Below are 16,110 nucleotides of genomic sequence, written 5' to 3'. Positions count from 1 at the left end.
GCCTCAGGACAGCCACGGCTTCCAGGTGGACTCGTGGCTGTCCACCCACTTCCTCGCCGCCTCCTTCGGTGACAGCTTCTGCTCGGCGATCATCAGGGAGACCTCGTTCTGGTCCTCCGTCGTCCAGGTGAACTTCTCCAGGAAGTCCGCCGCCTCGCCGCCGTGCCGGGCGAAGTCCGCGTTGAGGTACTTCTGGAGCGGCGTGACCGGGTAGGCGCAGGCGACCTTCTCCGGGTCGGCGTCGCAGCCCTCCTCGTACGCGGGGAGTTTCACCTCGGTCATCGGCACCTTCTCGAACAGCCACTGGGGTGTGTACCAGTAGGTGAGGAAGGGCTTCTTCTCCTTGGCGAACTGTTTGATCTGGGTGATCTGCGCGGCCTCCGAGCCGGCGAACACCACCTGGTAGTCCAGGTCGAGGTTCTTCACCAGCGCCTTGTCGTTGGTGACGTAGGACGGTGAGCCGTCCATGAGCTGGCCCTTGCCGCCGCTCTCCGGCGTGCGGAGCTGGTCGGCGTACTTGTTGAGGTTCTTCCAGTCGGTGACGTCCGGGTGCTTCTCGGCGAAGTACGTCGGCACGAACCAGCCGATGTGCCCGGTGACGCCGAGGTCGCCGCCGGGCTCGATCGTCTTCTTGTCCTCGACGTACCGCTGCTCCTGCTCGGGATGGCCCCAGTCCTCCAGGATCGCGTCGACCCGGCCCTGGCTGAGCGCGTCCCAGGCGGGCACCTCGTCGACCTGGACGGTGTCGACGCGGTAGCCCAGCTCGCGCTCCAGCAGGTACTGGGCGACGGCCACGTTGGCCTGCGCGCCGACCCAGGACTGGACGGACAGGGTGACCGTCCTGGCACCCCGGGCGTTCGCGAAGGGGGACGCCTGCTTGGTCATGTCGGCGGCACCGCAGCCGGTCAGCAGCAGCAGCGCGGAACCGGCGGCCACCGCCGGGATCGTACGGAATCGCATGTCACGCTCCCTTCTTCGCGCGGCGTCCGGTCGGTTGCGTCACCCGGTCGAGCATCAGGCCCAGGCAGACGATCGCGGCCCCGGCGACCAGGCCGGTCGCCAGGTCGCCCTGGGCGAGGCCGAAGACGACGTCGTAGCCGAGCGCGCCGCCGCCGACCAGCCCGCCGATGATGACGACGGCGAGGACGAGGACGACGCCCTGGTTCACGGCGAGCAGCAGCGCGGGGCGGGCCAGCGGGAGCTGCACCTGCCGCAGTTGCTGGGCGCCGGTCGCGCCGAGCGAGAGGGCGGACTCCAGGGCGGCCGGGTCGACCTGGCGCAGGCCCTGGGTGGTGATGCGGACGACGGCGGGCAGCGCGTAGACGATCGCGGCGGCGACGGCCGGGGCGCGGCCGACGCCGAACAGCGCGACGACGGGGATCAGGTACACGAACTGCGGCATCGTCTGGAACACGTCCAGGACCGGACGCAGCAGGCGCTCGACGCGGTCGCTGCGGGCGGCCGCGATGCCGGTCGCGAAGCCGATGACGAGCGTCACGGCGACGGCCGCGAGGACCTGGGAGAGCGTGTCCAGGGACGGCTTCCACACGCCGAGCACGCCGATCGCGGCCATGGCGAGGACGGCGGTGAGCGCGGTGCGCCAGGTGCCGATCAGCCAGGCCAGTGCGGCGACCACGAGGAGCACCGACCACCAGGGCAGCCATTGCAGGCCGTCGCGGAGCGGGTCCAGTACCCAGGTGGTGAAGTGGCCCGCCCAGTCGGCGGTGCCTCCGATGACCGGGACCCCGGAGTAGAGGTGCGCGGTCATCCAGTCGACGGCCCGGTTGACCGGCTCGGCGATGCCGACGACCCATCCGTCGGGCCACTCCAGGCGGCCCGCGAGACGTCCGGCGACCGCGACGGCCACGGCGGCGACCAGGGCGTACGCCCACAGCGCGCGGGCGTTCGGCGCGGGCGCCCGTCCGAGCCGTGCGCCGGCCGCGCCGGTCACCCGGTCGAGGACGACGGCGAGCAGCACGATCGGGATGCCGGCCGCGAGCGCGGCGCCCACGTCGACCGAGGCCAGCGCCTGGTAGACGCGGTCGCCGAGGCCACCGGCGCCGATCACGGAGGCGATGACGGCCATGGACAGCGCCATCATGATCGTCTGGTTGAGGCCGAGGAGCAGTTCCTTGCGGGCCAGCGGGAGACGGGCGGTCAGCAGGCGCTGCCGGGCGGTGGCCCCGAGCGACTCGACCGCCTCCAGCACCTCCTTGTCGGCGCCGCGCAGCCCGAGGGCGGTGAGGCGGGCCATGGGCGGGGCGGCGTAGACGACGGTGGCCAGGACGGCGGCGGGGACGCCGATGCCGAAGACCAGGACGACGGGGAGGAGGTAGGCGAACGCCGGGAGGACCTGCATGGTGTCGAGCACGGGGCGCAGGGCGCGGTCCATGCGGTCGGACAGTCCGGCGGCGAGGCCGAGCAGTACGCCCACTGCGGCGGACGCGACGACCGCCACGACCATCAGGGCGAGGGTCTGCATGGTCGGCACCCACATGCCGAGCAGGCCGCAGGCGAGGAACGCGGCGGCGGTGCCCAGCGCGAGACGGATGCCCGCGACGCGCCACGCGATCAGCGCGGACGCGGCGGTCACTCCCGCCCAGCCGACGGCGAGGAGGGCGAGGTAGACGGCGCGTACGGCGATGACGACGGCGTTGCTGACGTGGCCGAGGAAGTAGAGGAAGAGGGGGTGTGTGTCCCGGTTGTCGATGATCCAGTCGCTGGTTCTGGCCAGGGGGTCCGAGACGTCGATGGTGAGGGCGTCGGGCCAGGTGCCGTTTGCCCAGCGGGCGGCGGCGAGGGGGACGAGGATCGCGGCGATCAGGGTGAGGGTTGCGAGTTTGCGGGTGGCGGGGTGGGTCAGGATGCGCGGCGGGGACGTCTTCTGGGGTGCTGCGGTGAGCGTTGCCATCACACCGGCTCCTCGCTGGTGTCGGCGGGCGTGGGTGTCGGCTCGCGGCGCTGGGCCGGTGCAGCTGCGCCCACCCGTGCCGCCCCAGCGGCACGACTGCCCGCAGCTGGGGCGGTGGCGGCGCTGCCCGCAGCTGTGGCGGCGGTGGCGCCGGCCACTACGTCCAGCAGGGTCGCTGCGTCGATCACGCCCACGCAGCGGCCCTCGTCCAGGACTCGGGCGGAGGTGCCGGCTCGGGCTACCGCCTCTATGGCCTCCGAGACCGTGGCGTCGGGGCGGATCGCCGGGCCTGTGGCCGCCTCGTCGGCGGAGGTGGCGGGGCGCATGGCTGTGCGGACGGTGAGGACCTGTTCGCGGGGGACGTCGCGGACGAACTCGCGGACGTAGTCGTCGGCGGGCGAGCCCACGATCTCCTCCGGCGTGCCGAGCTGCACCACGCGGCCGTCGCGCATCAGGGCGATGCGGTCACCGAGCTTCAGCGCTTCCTGGAGGTCGTGGGTGATGAAGACCATCGTGCGGCCCTCCTCGCGGTGCAGCCGCACCACCTCCTCCTGCATGTCGCGCCGGATGAGCGGGTCGAGCGCGCTGAACGGCTCGTCGAAGAGGAGGACTTCGGGGTCGACGGCCAGCGCGCGGGCGAGGCCGACGCGCTGCCGCTGGCCGCCGGACAGCTGGGCGGGCCTGCGCTGCTCCATGCCTTCCAGGCCGACCTTCGCGACGACCTCGGCGGCCCGCGCACGGCGCTCCGCCCTGCCCATGCCCTGGATCTCCAGGCCGTAGGCGACGTTGTCGAGGACGGTGCGGTGCGGCAGCAGGCCGAAGTGCTGGAAGACCATCGCGGCGCGGTGCCGGCGCAGTTCGCGCAGCCGGGCCCTGTCCATGGCGCGGACGTCCTCGCCGTCGATGGCGATGGTGCCCGCGGTCGGCTCGATCAGCCGGGTCAGACAGCGCACCAGCGTGGACTTGCCGGAGCCGGAGAGGCCCATGACGACGAAGACCTCGCCCTTGCGGACGTCGAAGCTCACATCGCGCACGGCGGCGGTGCAGCCGGTGCGGGAGCGCAGCTCGGCCGGGTCGAGGGCGGTGAGTTCGGGGTCGCCGGGGACGCGGTCGGCCTTCGGGCCGAAGACCTTCCACAGCCCGTCGACGGAGAAGACCGGGGCGGTACTCGCCGTGCTCGCGGTACTCATCACGCACCACCGCCGATCAGGTCGACGGCGCGCTCACCGACCATGAGGACCCCGATCATCGGGTTCACGGCGGTCATGGTCGGGAAGACGGAGGCGTCCGCGATCCGGATGCCCTCCAGGCCGCGGATCCGCAGCTCGGGGTCGACGACGGCCTGTTCGTCGCCCGCGGCGCCCATCCGGCAGGTGCCCGCCGGGTGGTAGACGGTGTGCGCGACCTTGCGGGCATACTCGCTCAGTTCCTCGTCGCCGGTCACGTCCGGGCCGGGGGCCACCTCGCGCTTCAGCCAGTGGGCCAGCGGTTCGGTCTTCGCGATCTCGCGGGCGATGCGGATGCCGTCGACGAGGGTGCGGCCGTCGTAGTCGTCCTCGTCGGTGAAGTAGCGGAAGTCGAGGGCGGGTTTGACCTCGGGGTCGGCGCTGGTGAGGTACAGCCGGCCGCGGCTCCTCGGCTTGGGGATGTTGGGGGTCATGGAGACCCCGAACGGCGGGCGTTCGTAGCCCAGTCGCTCCGGATTGTCCGTGAATGGGATCTGGTAGAAGTGGAACATCAGGTCGGGGCCCGCGTGTTCGGGGTCGCGGCGCACGAACAGACCGGCGTCGGAGTCCATCGCGGAGTTCTCCGGGATGGGTCCGTTCGTCTCCCAGACGATCACCGACTCGGGGTGGTCCAGCAGGTTCTCGCCGACGCCGGGCAGGTCGTGCGCCACGGGTATGCCGAGCGCCTCCAGGTCGGCCTTCGGGCCGATGCCGGAGTGCAGCAGCAGACGGGGCGAGTCGACGGCGCCGGCGCACAGGACGACCTCGCCCCGGGCGCGGACGAGGATCTCCTCGCCGTCCTTGGTGCGGACGTGGACGCCCTCGGCGCGGGTGCCGTCCAGTTCCAGCCGGTACGCCCAGGTCTCCAGCATGAGGGTGAGGTTGGGGCGTTCGTCCATCACCGGGTGCAGGTACGCCACGGACGCGGAGGAACGCTTGTTGTCCTCCGGGTGGTACGCCAGGTCGAAGAATCCGACGCCCTCGTGGAACGGCTTCTTGTTGAAGCCCTCGACCCGGGGGACGTCGAGGGCCTGCCGCGCCGCGTCCACGAAGTCACGGGCGATGGCGTTCCGGTCCTTCTCGTCGACCGGGACGATGTTGTTCTTCAGGCGGGCGTAGTACGCCTCCATCGGCACGGCGCCCCAGCCCTTGGCCCCTGCCTGCTCCCACTCGTCCCAGTCGGACGGCAGCGGCTTGAACGCGATGAGGGTGTTGTGCGAGGAGCAGCCGCCGAGGACGCGGGCGCGGCTGTGCCGGATGTGCGAGTTGCCGCGCGGCTGCTCGGTGGTGGGGTAGTCGTAGTCCAGCTCGCCGCCGAGCAGGCCCATCCAGCGGCGCAGCGTCAGTACGTCGTCGCGGCCGACGTCGCTGGGGCCGCCCTCGATGACGGCGACGGTGACGTCGGGGTTCTCGGTCAGCCGGGAGGCGATGACGGAGCCTGCGGTGCCGCCGCCTATGACGACGTAGTCGTAGGTGTGGTCGCGTTCGTGTTCGTGGGACGCGGGGGTGTGAGCGGGCATCGTGGTGGTACTCCTCCGGGGACTCGGGAGAGGTGGGTGGATCGCGGTACGGCTGCCGGATGCGGCGACGCGGGGTGCGTACGGAACGGGAGGCTGCGGTTCAGCCCGCGAACCAGCGCACCGGCTCGGGCGCCAGGTTCTGGTAGACGTGCTTGGTCTCGCGGTACTCGGCGAGACCGGCGGGGCCGAGTTCGCGGCCCACTCCGCTCTTGCCGAAGCCGCCCCACTCCGCCTGCGGGAGGTAGGGGTGGAAGTCGTTGATCCACACGGTGCCGTGGCGCAGTCGTCCGGCCACGCGGCGGGCGCGGCCCGCGTCGGCGGTCCATACGGCGCCGGCCAGTCCGTACTCGGTGTCGTTGGCGAGGGCGACGGCCTCGTCCTCGGTGCGGAACGTCTCGACGGTGAGGACGGGCCCGAAGACCTCCTCGCGTACGACCTTCATCTCGCGGTGGCAGTGGTCGAGGACGGTCGGCTCGTAGAAGTAGCCGTTCTCGGGGCGTTCGGGGGACGGCGCGGGGCGCTTGCCGCCGGACCGCAGCACCGCGCCCTCCCGGAGGGCGGACTCGACGTACGCCTCGACCTTGGCGCGCTGTTGTTCGGAGACCAGCGGACCGCACTCGACGCCGTCCTCGGTGCCCCGGCCGAGCCTGATCTTCTCGGCGCGGCGGGCGAGTTCGGTGACGAAGCGGTCCCGGACCGACTCCTCCACGATCAGCCGGGCGCCCGCCGAGCAGACCTGGCCGCTGTGGATGAAGGCCGCGTTGAGGGCCTGGTCGACGGCGGTGTCGAAGCCCTCCTCGGTGGCGCAGGCGTCGGCGAAGACGACGTTGGGGTTCTTGCCGCCGAGTTCGAGGGCCACCTTCTTGACGCTCGGGGCGGCGGCCTGGGCGACCTTGGTGCCGCTGGCCAGGCCGCCGGTGAAGGAGACCAGATCGACGTCGGGGTGCTCGGCGAGCCGGGCGCCGACGGTGTGACCGGGGCCGGTGACGATGTTGGCGGCGCCGGTGGGCAGTCCTGCCTCGGCCAGCAGGTCGATGAGGGCGACCGTGGTGAGCGGGGTGATCTCGCTGGGCTTGATCACGAAGGTGTTGCCGGCCGCGAGGGCGGGGGCGATCTTCCAACTGGCCTGGAGGAGGGGGTAGTTCCAGGGTGTGATCATCGCGCAGACGCCGACCGGCTCGTGCACGACGACGCTGTGGACGTCGGGCGAGCCGGCGTCGACGACCCGTCCGGGGGCTTCCCCGGCGACCAGGTCGGCGAAGTAGCGGAAGGCGTCGGCGACGCAGTCGATGTCGACGCGTCCCTCCTCGACGGTCTTGCCCGCGTCCCGGCTCTCCAGCAGACCGAGCTTCTCCCGGTCGCGTACGAGGAGTCCGGCGACGCGGCGGAGCAGCGCGGCCCGTTCGGCGACGGGCGTGTGCGGCCACGGGCCCTCGTCGAAGGCGCGGCGGGCCGCGGCCACCGCGAGGTCGGCGTCCTTCTCGTCGCCCTCCGCGACCACGGCGAACGGCAGGGCGTCCGCGGGGTCGAGGATCTCGCGGGTGGCCCCGGAGACGGCCGCCCGCCACTCGCCCCCCGCGTGGATGGTGTCACGTGCCTGAGGTTCTGTACTGTCCGCCATGATCGGTTACTGCCTTCCGTTCCTGTTCAGCACCCGTGAGTGACACGGGTGTCATCCACGGGACCGGGTGCGCCTGCCCTCCGGCCACCGGTGCATGCGCAATCGACGGCCGGAAGTGCTCCGGGTCACGGAACATCGGGGCGAAACGGAACAAAAGGGTGGGGTGCGGCGGGGGGGGGGAAGTCCCGGATCAGCCCTGTTCGCAGGTGGTGTCCGGGGGACAGAAGTGCGCGACGGCGGTCAGCGCCAGGTGCAGTTCGGGGTCGATGCCGTCGGTGGGCGGGCCGTACGCGGCGATCGCGTACACCTTGCCGTCGCCCGGCGCGCGGAAGCGCACGTCCTGGACGTGCCAGCTGCCGACGTCCGGCTCGCCCCGCAGGGAGTCGGCCCGGTACTCCAGCCGCAGCCCGGAGACGCCGGCCTCCTCGAACGGCTCCAGGGAGACCTTCTCGAAGCCCTCGGCCTTCTGCGTGCCGTCGGACAGGAACAGGTCGAAGGACGCCTCGGCGGAGGGCTCCGCGACCTCGTAGACCTGGAGGCGGCGGTATCCGTCGTCGCTGCGGTAGTTGACGACGTCCATGCCGTGCTGGGAGGGCACGGCCTCGCGCGTCCAGCCCAGCGGGCGGGCGATGGTGAAGCCCTCGGCGTCGGTGTGGAGCTCGTAGTCGGCGGGGAGCCCGGACGCCTGACCGGAAGGGGATTCCGGGAGGCCGTCGGTGGGTTCGGTGGCGGCCGTGCCCACGTCCGACGGGCCGGGGGTCGCGCCGTCGGCCGGTGCCGGGGAGGAGGTGGCCGCGTGGTCGTCGCGGGAGCCGGGCCCGCCGTCCGCCGTGTCGTCCCCGACGACCAGGGTCAGCAGCAGCGCCCCGGCGACCCCGGCCGCGGCGGCCCCGCCCAGCACGCCCCACAGGAGCCGTCGGCCGGGGCCCCGGCCGGCGGGCGGCACCGGCTCGGTGGGCGGCCAGGCGGCGTCGTGCGGCAGCTCGGGGCCGGACCAGGCTCCGTGCCCCGGGGCGGGCCCCGGTACGACTCCCGGCGGCACGTCGTCCGGCGCGGGCGCCGCGCTCGTCGGCGCGTCCGGAGCGGACGGCAGGAACCCCGGGCGCGGCGGGGGCGGCGGGGTGACCGGTGCGACGCCGTCGCCGCCGTCCCAGCGCTGGGCGTCCTCGTTCCAGTACCGCTGTCCCCCGTTCATCGCGTCCCTCTCACATTCCCAGCAGTCCGGCGACGGCACCCGCCGACGCGAACAGCGTCAGGATGTTCTGGGCGTCCGTGAGCACCTCCCGCAGCCGCTGGAGGCGGCCCTCACCGGCCGTACCGGTCAGGGTGATCTCCTCCTCGGTCTCGGCGAGGGTCTCGTCCAGCCGCGCGGCCTGCTCGTTCTCCCGCAGTCGGGCCAGGTCACCGCGGAGTTCCCGCACGGCCGCCAGCAGTTGCTCGGCGGACTCGTCCGGCGCCGCGGGGGCGCTGTTGCGGGTCTCGGCGCGGGCGTTGGCGCCGAAGGCGAAGGAGGAGTTGTCGGCGCGGCCGATGCTGACGTTCGGCTCGTTGGCTGCCATCGCTAGTCGGATCCCTTCTGCGGCTGGGAGCCGCCGGTCGTGGTCTCGGCGCGCGCGTGGTCGCCGAAGGCGAACGAGGAGTTGTCGGCGCGGCCGATGTGCACCGCGCCGTTGCTGATGTTGACGATCTTCTGGACGAACTCGCCGGTCTCGTAGCCGGCCTCGGCCAGGGCCAGCCGCACCCCGCGCCCGATGCGGTCCTGGACGCTCCGGAGATACCGGGCGACGTCCATCTCCTGGAAGGTGGACCCGGCGGGCGCCGAGGCGAGCTCCCGCACCGAGAGGGCCGGCCCGTCGGGCAGCGCGTGCGCGTGTCCGCCGGTCAGCAGCCGCCACAGGTGGACCGCGCCCCGGCCGAGTGTGACCAGCGAGCGGCCCGCGGAGCCGGGCACCAGGACGGCGGCGCCGGCGATCCGGCCGACCGGGTTGTCGTTGAGGAACCGGTGCGAGGTGCGGTCGGCGTCCTTGAAGTCCGCGCGGACCGGTGTCAGCACGTGCGGGGCGATCTCCAGCATGAGCATCCGGCCCTGCGTGTGGACGCGTACGAAGACCGTGACGACCAGTTCCTCCTCCCAGCCGCCGACGCGGATGCGCAGGAAGTGCCGGCGCTTCTCGCCGCCCTCCTCGACGGCCCGCGTCCGGTGCCGCTCGAACTCCGCGGGGCCGTACGGCGCCTGGTCGCGGCTGAGGAGCCCTTCGACGGGCAGGAACACGCACTCGTCGATCTCCAGTCGGCGCAGCCTGTCCCGTACTCCGGGGCCCGCGTACTCGGCGGGCACGCGCAACTGCTCCAGCAGGGGGCGGATGCGGTCGAGGATCGCGCGGTTGCTGAGCGGCTGCTGCTCGCCCTCCTCGTCCGGGCGCAGTTCCACGGCGAGCACCCAGGTGTCGTGCGCCGTGCCCGCCCCGCAGAACGGGCGCGCCTCGTGGTACATGACCAGCGGCGTGTGCTGTTCCAGCCGGATGCGGTGCGTCAGCCGCCGGAACCGCTGCCCGTCGGCCTGTTCGGCGGGGTCGCCGGCGGCGTCCGGGAAACGCCGGGGCGACAGTTCGGCGGCGAGGACGCGGGCGAACTGGTTGCGCTGGGCCGCCGTGCACAGGCCGACGCAGACGAGCACGGCGATCCCGAACCAGGCCTGCCACGGTTCGGCGAGGGTCGCGAACATGTCGGTGAGCGATCCCAGCACGTCGTCCCCGCCGGAGTCGTACGAGGACCCGTAGCCGGAGTCGTCGTCCGAGCCGCCGCCGAAGGCGACCGTCCCCAGCGTCAGCAGGGCGAGGGCGGTGAACACTCGTCCGCTCCAGCGGGCCAGGAACGCGGCGAGCCAGCGGTACCAGGGCGGCTGGGCGGCCCGCCCGCGGAGCAGGGGCGCGACGGCGAGCAGCAGGCTGGGCCACAGGAAGAGGACGAGCAGGCTGCCGCTGAGCGGTACGCCCACCACCCACAGCCCGAGGACGGCCGCCGCCCACAGCAGTTCCCGGCGCCGGGCGCGCAGCGCGTGCGCGAGGACGCGGGCGGCGTCGAAGCCGAGCGAGGGGGCGACGACGCGCTGCTCGTTGAGATACAGCTGCTCGATGACCTGGTCGCGGTAGCCGGAGTCCAGGTAGACGCCCGCGCACAGCATGCGGGACGCCTCGCTGGCGTGCGGCGGTGTGGGCGGCGGTTCGGTCGGTGCGGCCGCGCCGGTGTGCTGTGGCTGCTGCGGCGGCACATGTGCGGTGCTCACGCGAGTCCCCCGATGCGCCGATCGGCGCGGCTGATACGCAAAGTGACGGTGCATCAGCATAGGGGAAGGGTGCGCCCGGGCGAACCGGATTACCGAGGGCGGTCACGTACGGGGCCGGACACGCGAGGGGCCCCGCACCGGACGAACCGGCACGGGGCCCCGGCGGAGGCCTTGGGATGGGCTCAGATGAGGCCGAGGCCGCGGACCGCCTCGCGCTCCTCCTCGAGCTCCTTGACGGAGGCGTCGATGCGGGCGCGGGAGAAGTCGTTGATCTCCAGGCCCTGGACGATCTCGTACTTTCCGTCCTTCACGGTGACCGGGAAGGAGGAGATCAGGCCCTCCGGGACGCCGTAGGAGCCGTCCGACGGGATGCCCATGGAGACCCAGTCGCCGTCGGCGGTGCCGTTGACCCAGGTGTACACGTGGTCGATGGCGGCGTTGGCGGCGGAGGCGGCCGACGAGGCGCCACGGGCCTCGATGATCGCGGCGCCGCGCTTGGCGACGGTCGGGATGAAGTCCTCGGCCAGCCACTTCTCGTCGTTCACGACCTCGGCGGCGTTCTTGCCGGCGACCGTGGCGTGGAAGATGTCCGGGTACTGGGTGGCGGAGTGGTTGCCCCAGATCGTCAGCTTCCTGATCTCGGAGACCGGGGTGCCGGTCTTCTTCGACAGCTGGGTCAGCGCGCGGTTGTGGTCCAGACGCGTCATGGCGGTGAACCGCTCGGCGGGTACGTCCGGGGCGGCGGCCTGGGCGATCAGGGCGTTGGTGTTGGCCGGGTTGCCGACGACCAGGACCTTGATGTCGTCCGCGGCGTGGGCGTTGATGGCCTGGCCCTGCGGCTTGAAGATGCCGCCGTTGGCCTCGAGGAGGTCACCGCGCTCCATGCCCTTGGTGCGCGGGCGGGCACCCACGAGGAGACCGACGTTGGCGCCGTCGAAGGCCACGTTCGGGTCGTCGGTGATGTCGATGCCCTGGAGGAGCGGGAACGCGCAGTCGTCGAGCTCCATCGCGGTGCCCTCGGCGGCCTTGAGCGCCGGGGTGATCTCCAGCAGGCGCAGCTTGACCGGCACGTCCGCGCCGAGCAGCTGGCCGGAGGCGATGCGGAAGAGCAGGGCGTAACCGATCTGGCCGGCCGCGCCGGTGACGGTGACGTTCACGGGAGTGCGGGTCATGGCGTTCTCCGTATGACAGCTGGCGGTGGGGCGGTCCCTGCCCCGGGGTGCGGGATCCCGCTCCGGCTCGTGACCGGCGTCCGCCGCGATGATCGATCAACGGTTCGAATGATCGATCTCTTGGCGTCAAGAGAGATCCAGCGGTCAGGCTATCGCGCATCCACGAGCGCGCACGGCCGGGCTCCCTGTGGCCCGCCCCACAGGGTGACGGTCCGGGTACGCGACTGTCGGGGCGGGCACATAAAAAGGGCGGCCGCTCCGTCCGGGAGAGGTGGGGGCGGGGCGGCCGCCGTCGGGGACCGACCGTGCCGGACTCCCGTGGGGGTACTGTTCGCGTGCCCGCCTTTCGCCGCCCCATTCACATCCCCACGATTCCCCCACATATATGGGCCCAAATGGACCCATATATGTGGCGTACATGGAGCAGCGGGTGATGTACGGCGCTACTCCGTGCAGCCCTTCTCACCGGTCGCGGCCAGCACCGCACACGCCTTCGCGTCCGTCGCGCTCTCCACCGGCAGCATCGGGGTGTACGCGACCGTGTCGCCGGCCGCGGTGACGGTGTCGCTCTGCTTCTTCGCCGTTCCCGCGCCGATCTCGACCCTGTCCCCCTGCGCGGCCTGGGTGATGCGCCCCCATGCCGCGCCACAGGTCTCGCTGTAGCGCACCTCCACCGTGGTGGCGCCGACGACCGCGGTGCCGGTCGTGGTCACGAGGTCGCCGCTGCACCCCATGACCTCGGCGTCCTTGCCGGCGCAGGCGTCCCCGCTGCACTTCACGCCCGGGGGCAGCTTCACGTCGGCGGTGGCGGTGGGCGACGCGGACTTCCGGGTGTCGTCCTTCTTCTTGTCGTCCTCGGTCCCGGTGACGTAGAACGCGGCGGCGATCACCACCAGGGCGCCCACCGCTCCGGCGATGAACGTGGACGTCCGCCGCTTGCCGCCGGGACGGCCGGAGCCGCCCGAGCCGCCGGTACCGGACGGGCCGGGAGGCGGTGCTCCGTACGCTCCGGGCGTCCCCGGCGCATGCCCGCCCGCCCCGGCGCCGACGCCGGGGCCCCGGCGGGCGGCCTGCGCCGAACCGGCCGGCGCGGCGACACCCCAGGAGTTCGCCCCCGGCGCGCCGCCCCTCCCGCTGTCCTCCCGTACGTCCCCGGAGGCGTCGCGCACGTCCGAGGCGGTCGGCTGCGGCGGCACGCTCGGCACCACCCCGGCCGGTCCCGCGACGCCCGGACGGACGGCCGCCCCGCCCTTGCGGGCGCCGCCGCCCGTGCCCGAGGACGGCCCGGCGAGCTCGCTGAGCGCGGCACGCGCCTGCGAGATCCGGATCGCCTCCATCGTCATGTCGTGACGCATCTCCGAGCGGCTCCAGGCGCGCTCGGCGAGCTCCCACATGGTGGTGAGGTGCATCGGGTTGGTCCCGGTGACCTCGGCCAGGGCGATGATCGCGCCCTTGGGCGCGAGCAGCCGGCCGTTCAGATAACGCTCCCAGGACGTCTTGCTGTAGCCCGTGCGGTCGGAGACCGACGCGACACTCAGGCCGCTGCGGTCCACGACCCGCCTGAGCTGGCTCGTGAACTCCCTGATCTGCGGATCGAGTTCATCCGGCAAGGCCTTCCAACGAGGCATTGCTTCCCCCCTCTTCCCCCCGGTTGGTGCTGGTTGTTCCCTCGCGCACGGTGCCCCTTGCCGACTCCCCGTTGTGACTACCCACGAGGATGCCGCCAGGCAGGGTCTCAGTTCCCGGGGTGGGGGCGCACGGAAGCATCGGGGCCGCGCTCGCGCCCAGTCTCCCATCGACACACCAACCCGCCAACCGCCCCGCCCGGCTGCGGGCAGTCGCACGCCGCGTTCTCCGCGGGCAGTCGTGCCGCAGGGCGGCACGGGTGGGCGCGACGGCACCCCGCAAGCGCCGGGCCGCGCGACCCACCCCCGCCCAGCACCCACGCCGCCGGTCAGATCGCAAACCGGTCAGGGGATTCCGGACGACGTACCGGAACGGTCACTTCCGTGCCACAGCGCCCGGACACCCGTTGAACAGCCCCTTCACGGTGCAGGAACGTAATGCCCGACGGCGGCCCGTCCTCTCACGGGGGTGCGGACGGGCCGTCGTCCTAACTGTCGACAGTGAAGTGCAACGTGTCCTTCAGGAACGGAATCTCCAGCAGCGGATTCGGCTGCACCATCAACCCCAGCAGCACGATCACCAGCCCCAGCCCCCCGTACGTGACGATGTCCGTGAACCGGGACCGCACCGCGAGCATGCCGACGTCCGGCACCAGCCAGCGCAGCACGGACCCGGCCAGCAGAGCGACCCCGACCAGTAGCGTGCCCAGCCGGAACAGGTCCAGCGCGGTCAGCAGCAGCCCCAGTCCGACCGTGAGCAGCACGGCGAGGATCGGCCACTGACGGGCCGGCGCGGGGGCGTCTCCGGGCGCCGCCCTGCCGCCGCCCTCGGGGCGCGCGGTGTCCCGTGTGAACAGCGGGAACCGGCGGGTGGTGCGCCGCGGCGTGCCCTCGGCGTCGGGCGCGCTGACGGGGTCGCTCACCGTGACGTCCTCGTCCCGCCGCCGGGCCTCCCGCTCCTCGGGGACCCCCGAGGTGTCCGGGGCGTTCCGCTCAGCCGACACTGCGCTCCGCCGCCTCGACCACGTTGACCAGCAGCTGGGCCCGGGTCATCGGTCCGACGCCGCCCGGGTTCGGGGCGACCCAGCCGGCCACCTCGGCCACGCCCGGGTGGACGTCGCCCACGATCTTGCCCTCGGCGCTGCGGGAGACACCGACGTCCAGGACGGCCGCGCCGGGCTTGACGTCCTCGGGACGGATCAGATGGGCACTGCCCGCCGCGGCCACGATGATGTCCGCGCGCCGCAGATGCGCCGACAGATCACGCGTGCCGGTGTGGCACTGGGTCACGGTGGCGTTCTCGCTGCGCCGGGTCAGCAGCAACGGCATCGGACGGCCGATGGTCACACCGCGCCCGACGACCACCACCTCGGCGCCCTTGATCTCCACACCGTGGCGGCGCAGCAGGGTGATGATGCCGTTGGGGGTGCAGGGCAGCGGCGCGGGCTCGTTGAGGACGAGCCGGCCGAGGTTCATCGGGTGGAGGCCGTCGGCGTCCTTGCCCGGGTCCATCAGTTCGAGGATGCGGTTCTCGTCGATGCCCTTGGGCAGCGGCAGCTGGACGATGTAACCGGTGCAGTCGGGGTCCTCGTTCAGCTCGCGGACGACCGCCTCGATCTCCTCCTGCGTGGCCGTACCCGGCAGCTCGCGCTGGATGGAGGCGATGCCCACCTGGGCGCAGTCGCGGTGCTTTCCGGCGACGTACTTCTGGCTGCCGGGGTCCTCCCCGACGAGGATCGTGCCGAGGCCGGGCGTGACGCCCTTCTCCTTCAGCGCCGCCACGCGGGCGGTCAGATCGGACTTGATCTCTGCTGCGGTGGCCTTGCCATCGAGAATCTGGGCGGTCATGCCCCCCATCCTCGCGGATGACCGGGCCCGGGTTCCAATCCGCCCGCATGGCGGGCGGCCGCGCCGCCCCCGATCCCGTAATGCCCGTTTCCGTCCAAGATCAGCGATGTTGCACTTGCACAACACATACGGCGTATGCCTGGACAAGGAAAGCAACGGTCAAGAACGATGAGGACACAGTGCCGCGGGCAGAACCGGGGGGACGGACCGCATCTGTAGAAATTCCTCCGCGCCGAGCCTCGCGTCGTCCCCGCACCTGAAGCGCAACGGAGGAAGAACCGCCATGAGTTTCGGCGACCCGAACAACCCCTACGGGCAGCCGCCCCAGCAGCCGCCGGCCGGGAACCCGGGCTACGGCTACCCGCAGCAGCCCGGCGCCCCGCAGCAGGGCTACGGCTATCCCGCCGCCCCGCCGATGTCCCAGCCGTACGGCGGCGGCTACGTCCCGACGCAGATGCCGGGCATCACGCGCGCCGCGCAGATCATGCTCGGCATCGTCGCCCTGGCCCACGTGATCATCGCGGCGATGTACGGATACGCGCTGTCCGAGTGGGACGAGACGATGGCCGAGGCCGGCATCACGGGTGACGCCGAGGCCGAGCGGTTCGCCGACCTGGGCAAGGGCGTCGTCGTCTTCTTCCTGGGGCTGGCCGCCGTCTTCGCGGTCCTGGGCCTGGTGCTGCTGCTCCAGTACGCCAAGGGGGGCAACGGCGTCCGCGTCTGCTCGATCATCTACGGCTCGTTCGCGATCGTCAGCGGCATCTTCATGATCGCCGCGTACGGCCTCGGTCTGCTCATCATGGTGGTCGCGATCCTGCTGATCGTCTTCGCCTCGAAGCGCGCCAGCGCGGAATGGTTCAGGCGACCGCGGTACTGAACACCTCCAGCCACTCCTGCGCGA

The 16,110-nt window shown here is 72.3% G+C and carries 13 protein-coding genes; 1 reads left to right on the top strand and 12 read right to left on the bottom strand.

Annotated elements, in window-relative coordinates:
- Positions 1–3 precede the first annotated feature (3 nt).
- The 12 genes from ACZ470_RS05740 to ACZ470_RS05685 all read right to left on the bottom strand — a co-directional run bounded on the left by ACZ470_RS05740 (position 4) and on the right by ACZ470_RS05685 (position 15,209).
- The gene (locus ACZ470_RS05740; protein ID WP_468424716.1) at positions 4–960 is read right to left on the bottom strand and encodes an ABC transporter substrate-binding protein; all 957 of its coding nucleotides are present in this window, start codon (positions 958–960) and stop codon (positions 4–6) included.
- Position 961: 1 nt separating this feature from the next.
- Complete coding sequence (locus ACZ470_RS05735) at positions 962–2,911, bottom strand: ABC transporter permease (protein ID WP_468424714.1); 1,950 nt, start codon at positions 2,909–2,911, stop codon at positions 962–964.
- Positions 2,911–4,101 (bottom strand): quaternary amine ABC transporter ATP-binding protein, encoded by a 1,191-nt coding sequence (locus ACZ470_RS05730; RefSeq protein WP_468424712.1) that lies wholly within the window; start codon positions 4,099–4,101, stop codon positions 2,911–2,913. Before ACZ470_RS05730 ends, ACZ470_RS05735 begins: the two co-directional genes overlap by 1 nt.
- Complete coding sequence (locus ACZ470_RS05725; RefSeq protein ID WP_468424710.1) at positions 4,101–5,657, bottom strand: GMC family oxidoreductase; 1,557 nt, start codon at positions 5,655–5,657, stop codon at positions 4,101–4,103. Before ACZ470_RS05725 ends, ACZ470_RS05730 begins: the two co-directional genes overlap by 1 nt.
- A 100-nt stretch (positions 5,658–5,757) precedes the next feature.
- Positions 5,758–7,278 (bottom strand): aldehyde dehydrogenase family protein, encoded by a 1,521-nt coding sequence (locus ACZ470_RS05720; RefSeq protein ID WP_468424708.1) that lies wholly within the window; start codon positions 7,276–7,278, stop codon positions 5,758–5,760.
- A 190-nt stretch (positions 7,279–7,468) separates the two neighbouring features.
- Positions 7,469–8,473: a hypothetical protein gene (locus ACZ470_RS05715; RefSeq protein WP_468424706.1), complete on the bottom strand. Its 1,005-nt coding sequence runs from the start codon at positions 8,471–8,473 to the stop codon at positions 7,469–7,471.
- A gap of 10 nt (positions 8,474–8,483) precedes the next feature.
- Positions 8,484–8,837: a hypothetical protein gene (locus tag ACZ470_RS05710; RefSeq protein ID WP_468424704.1), complete on the bottom strand. Its 354-nt coding sequence runs from the start codon at positions 8,835–8,837 to the stop codon at positions 8,484–8,486.
- Between the two features lie 2 nt (positions 8,838–8,839).
- A complete protein-coding gene (locus ACZ470_RS05705) occupies positions 8,840–10,564 on the bottom strand; it encodes a hypothetical protein (RefSeq protein ID WP_468424702.1) in 1,725 nt (574 codons plus the stop codon).
- A 182-nt stretch (positions 10,565–10,746) separates the two neighbouring features.
- Entirely contained in the window at positions 10,747–11,736 is a 990-nt protein-coding gene (locus ACZ470_RS05700; protein WP_468424700.1) for a malate dehydrogenase, read from the bottom strand.
- 443 nt (positions 11,737–12,179) lie between these two features.
- Positions 12,180–13,364 (bottom strand): helix-turn-helix domain-containing protein, encoded by a 1,185-nt coding sequence (locus ACZ470_RS05695; RefSeq protein ID WP_468424698.1) that lies wholly within the window; start codon positions 13,362–13,364, stop codon positions 12,180–12,182.
- A gap of 485 nt (positions 13,365–13,849) precedes the next feature.
- Positions 13,850–14,365: a DUF3017 domain-containing protein gene (locus ACZ470_RS05690; protein WP_468424696.1), complete on the bottom strand. Its 516-nt coding sequence runs from the start codon at positions 14,363–14,365 to the stop codon at positions 13,850–13,852.
- On the bottom strand, positions 14,355–15,209 hold the full coding sequence (locus ACZ470_RS05685; RefSeq protein WP_468424694.1) for a bifunctional methylenetetrahydrofolate dehydrogenase/methenyltetrahydrofolate cyclohydrolase: 855 nt from the start codon (positions 15,207–15,209) through the stop codon (positions 14,355–14,357). Before ACZ470_RS05685 ends, ACZ470_RS05690 begins: the two co-directional genes overlap by 11 nt.
- 283 nt (positions 15,210–15,492) lie before the next feature.
- Between ACZ470_RS05685 and ACZ470_RS05680 the strand changes: the two genes are divergently transcribed.
- Complete coding sequence (locus ACZ470_RS05680) at positions 15,493–16,086, top strand: hypothetical protein (RefSeq protein WP_468424692.1); 594 nt, start codon at positions 15,493–15,495, stop codon at positions 16,084–16,086.
- Positions 16,087–16,110: the final 24 nt, after the last annotated feature.

It is taken from the genome of Streptomyces sp. NPDC031111, from assembly GCF_055570675.1.
Note: the sequence above shows the minus strand (reverse complement) of the source record. Positions and strands in the feature narration are given on the sequence as shown.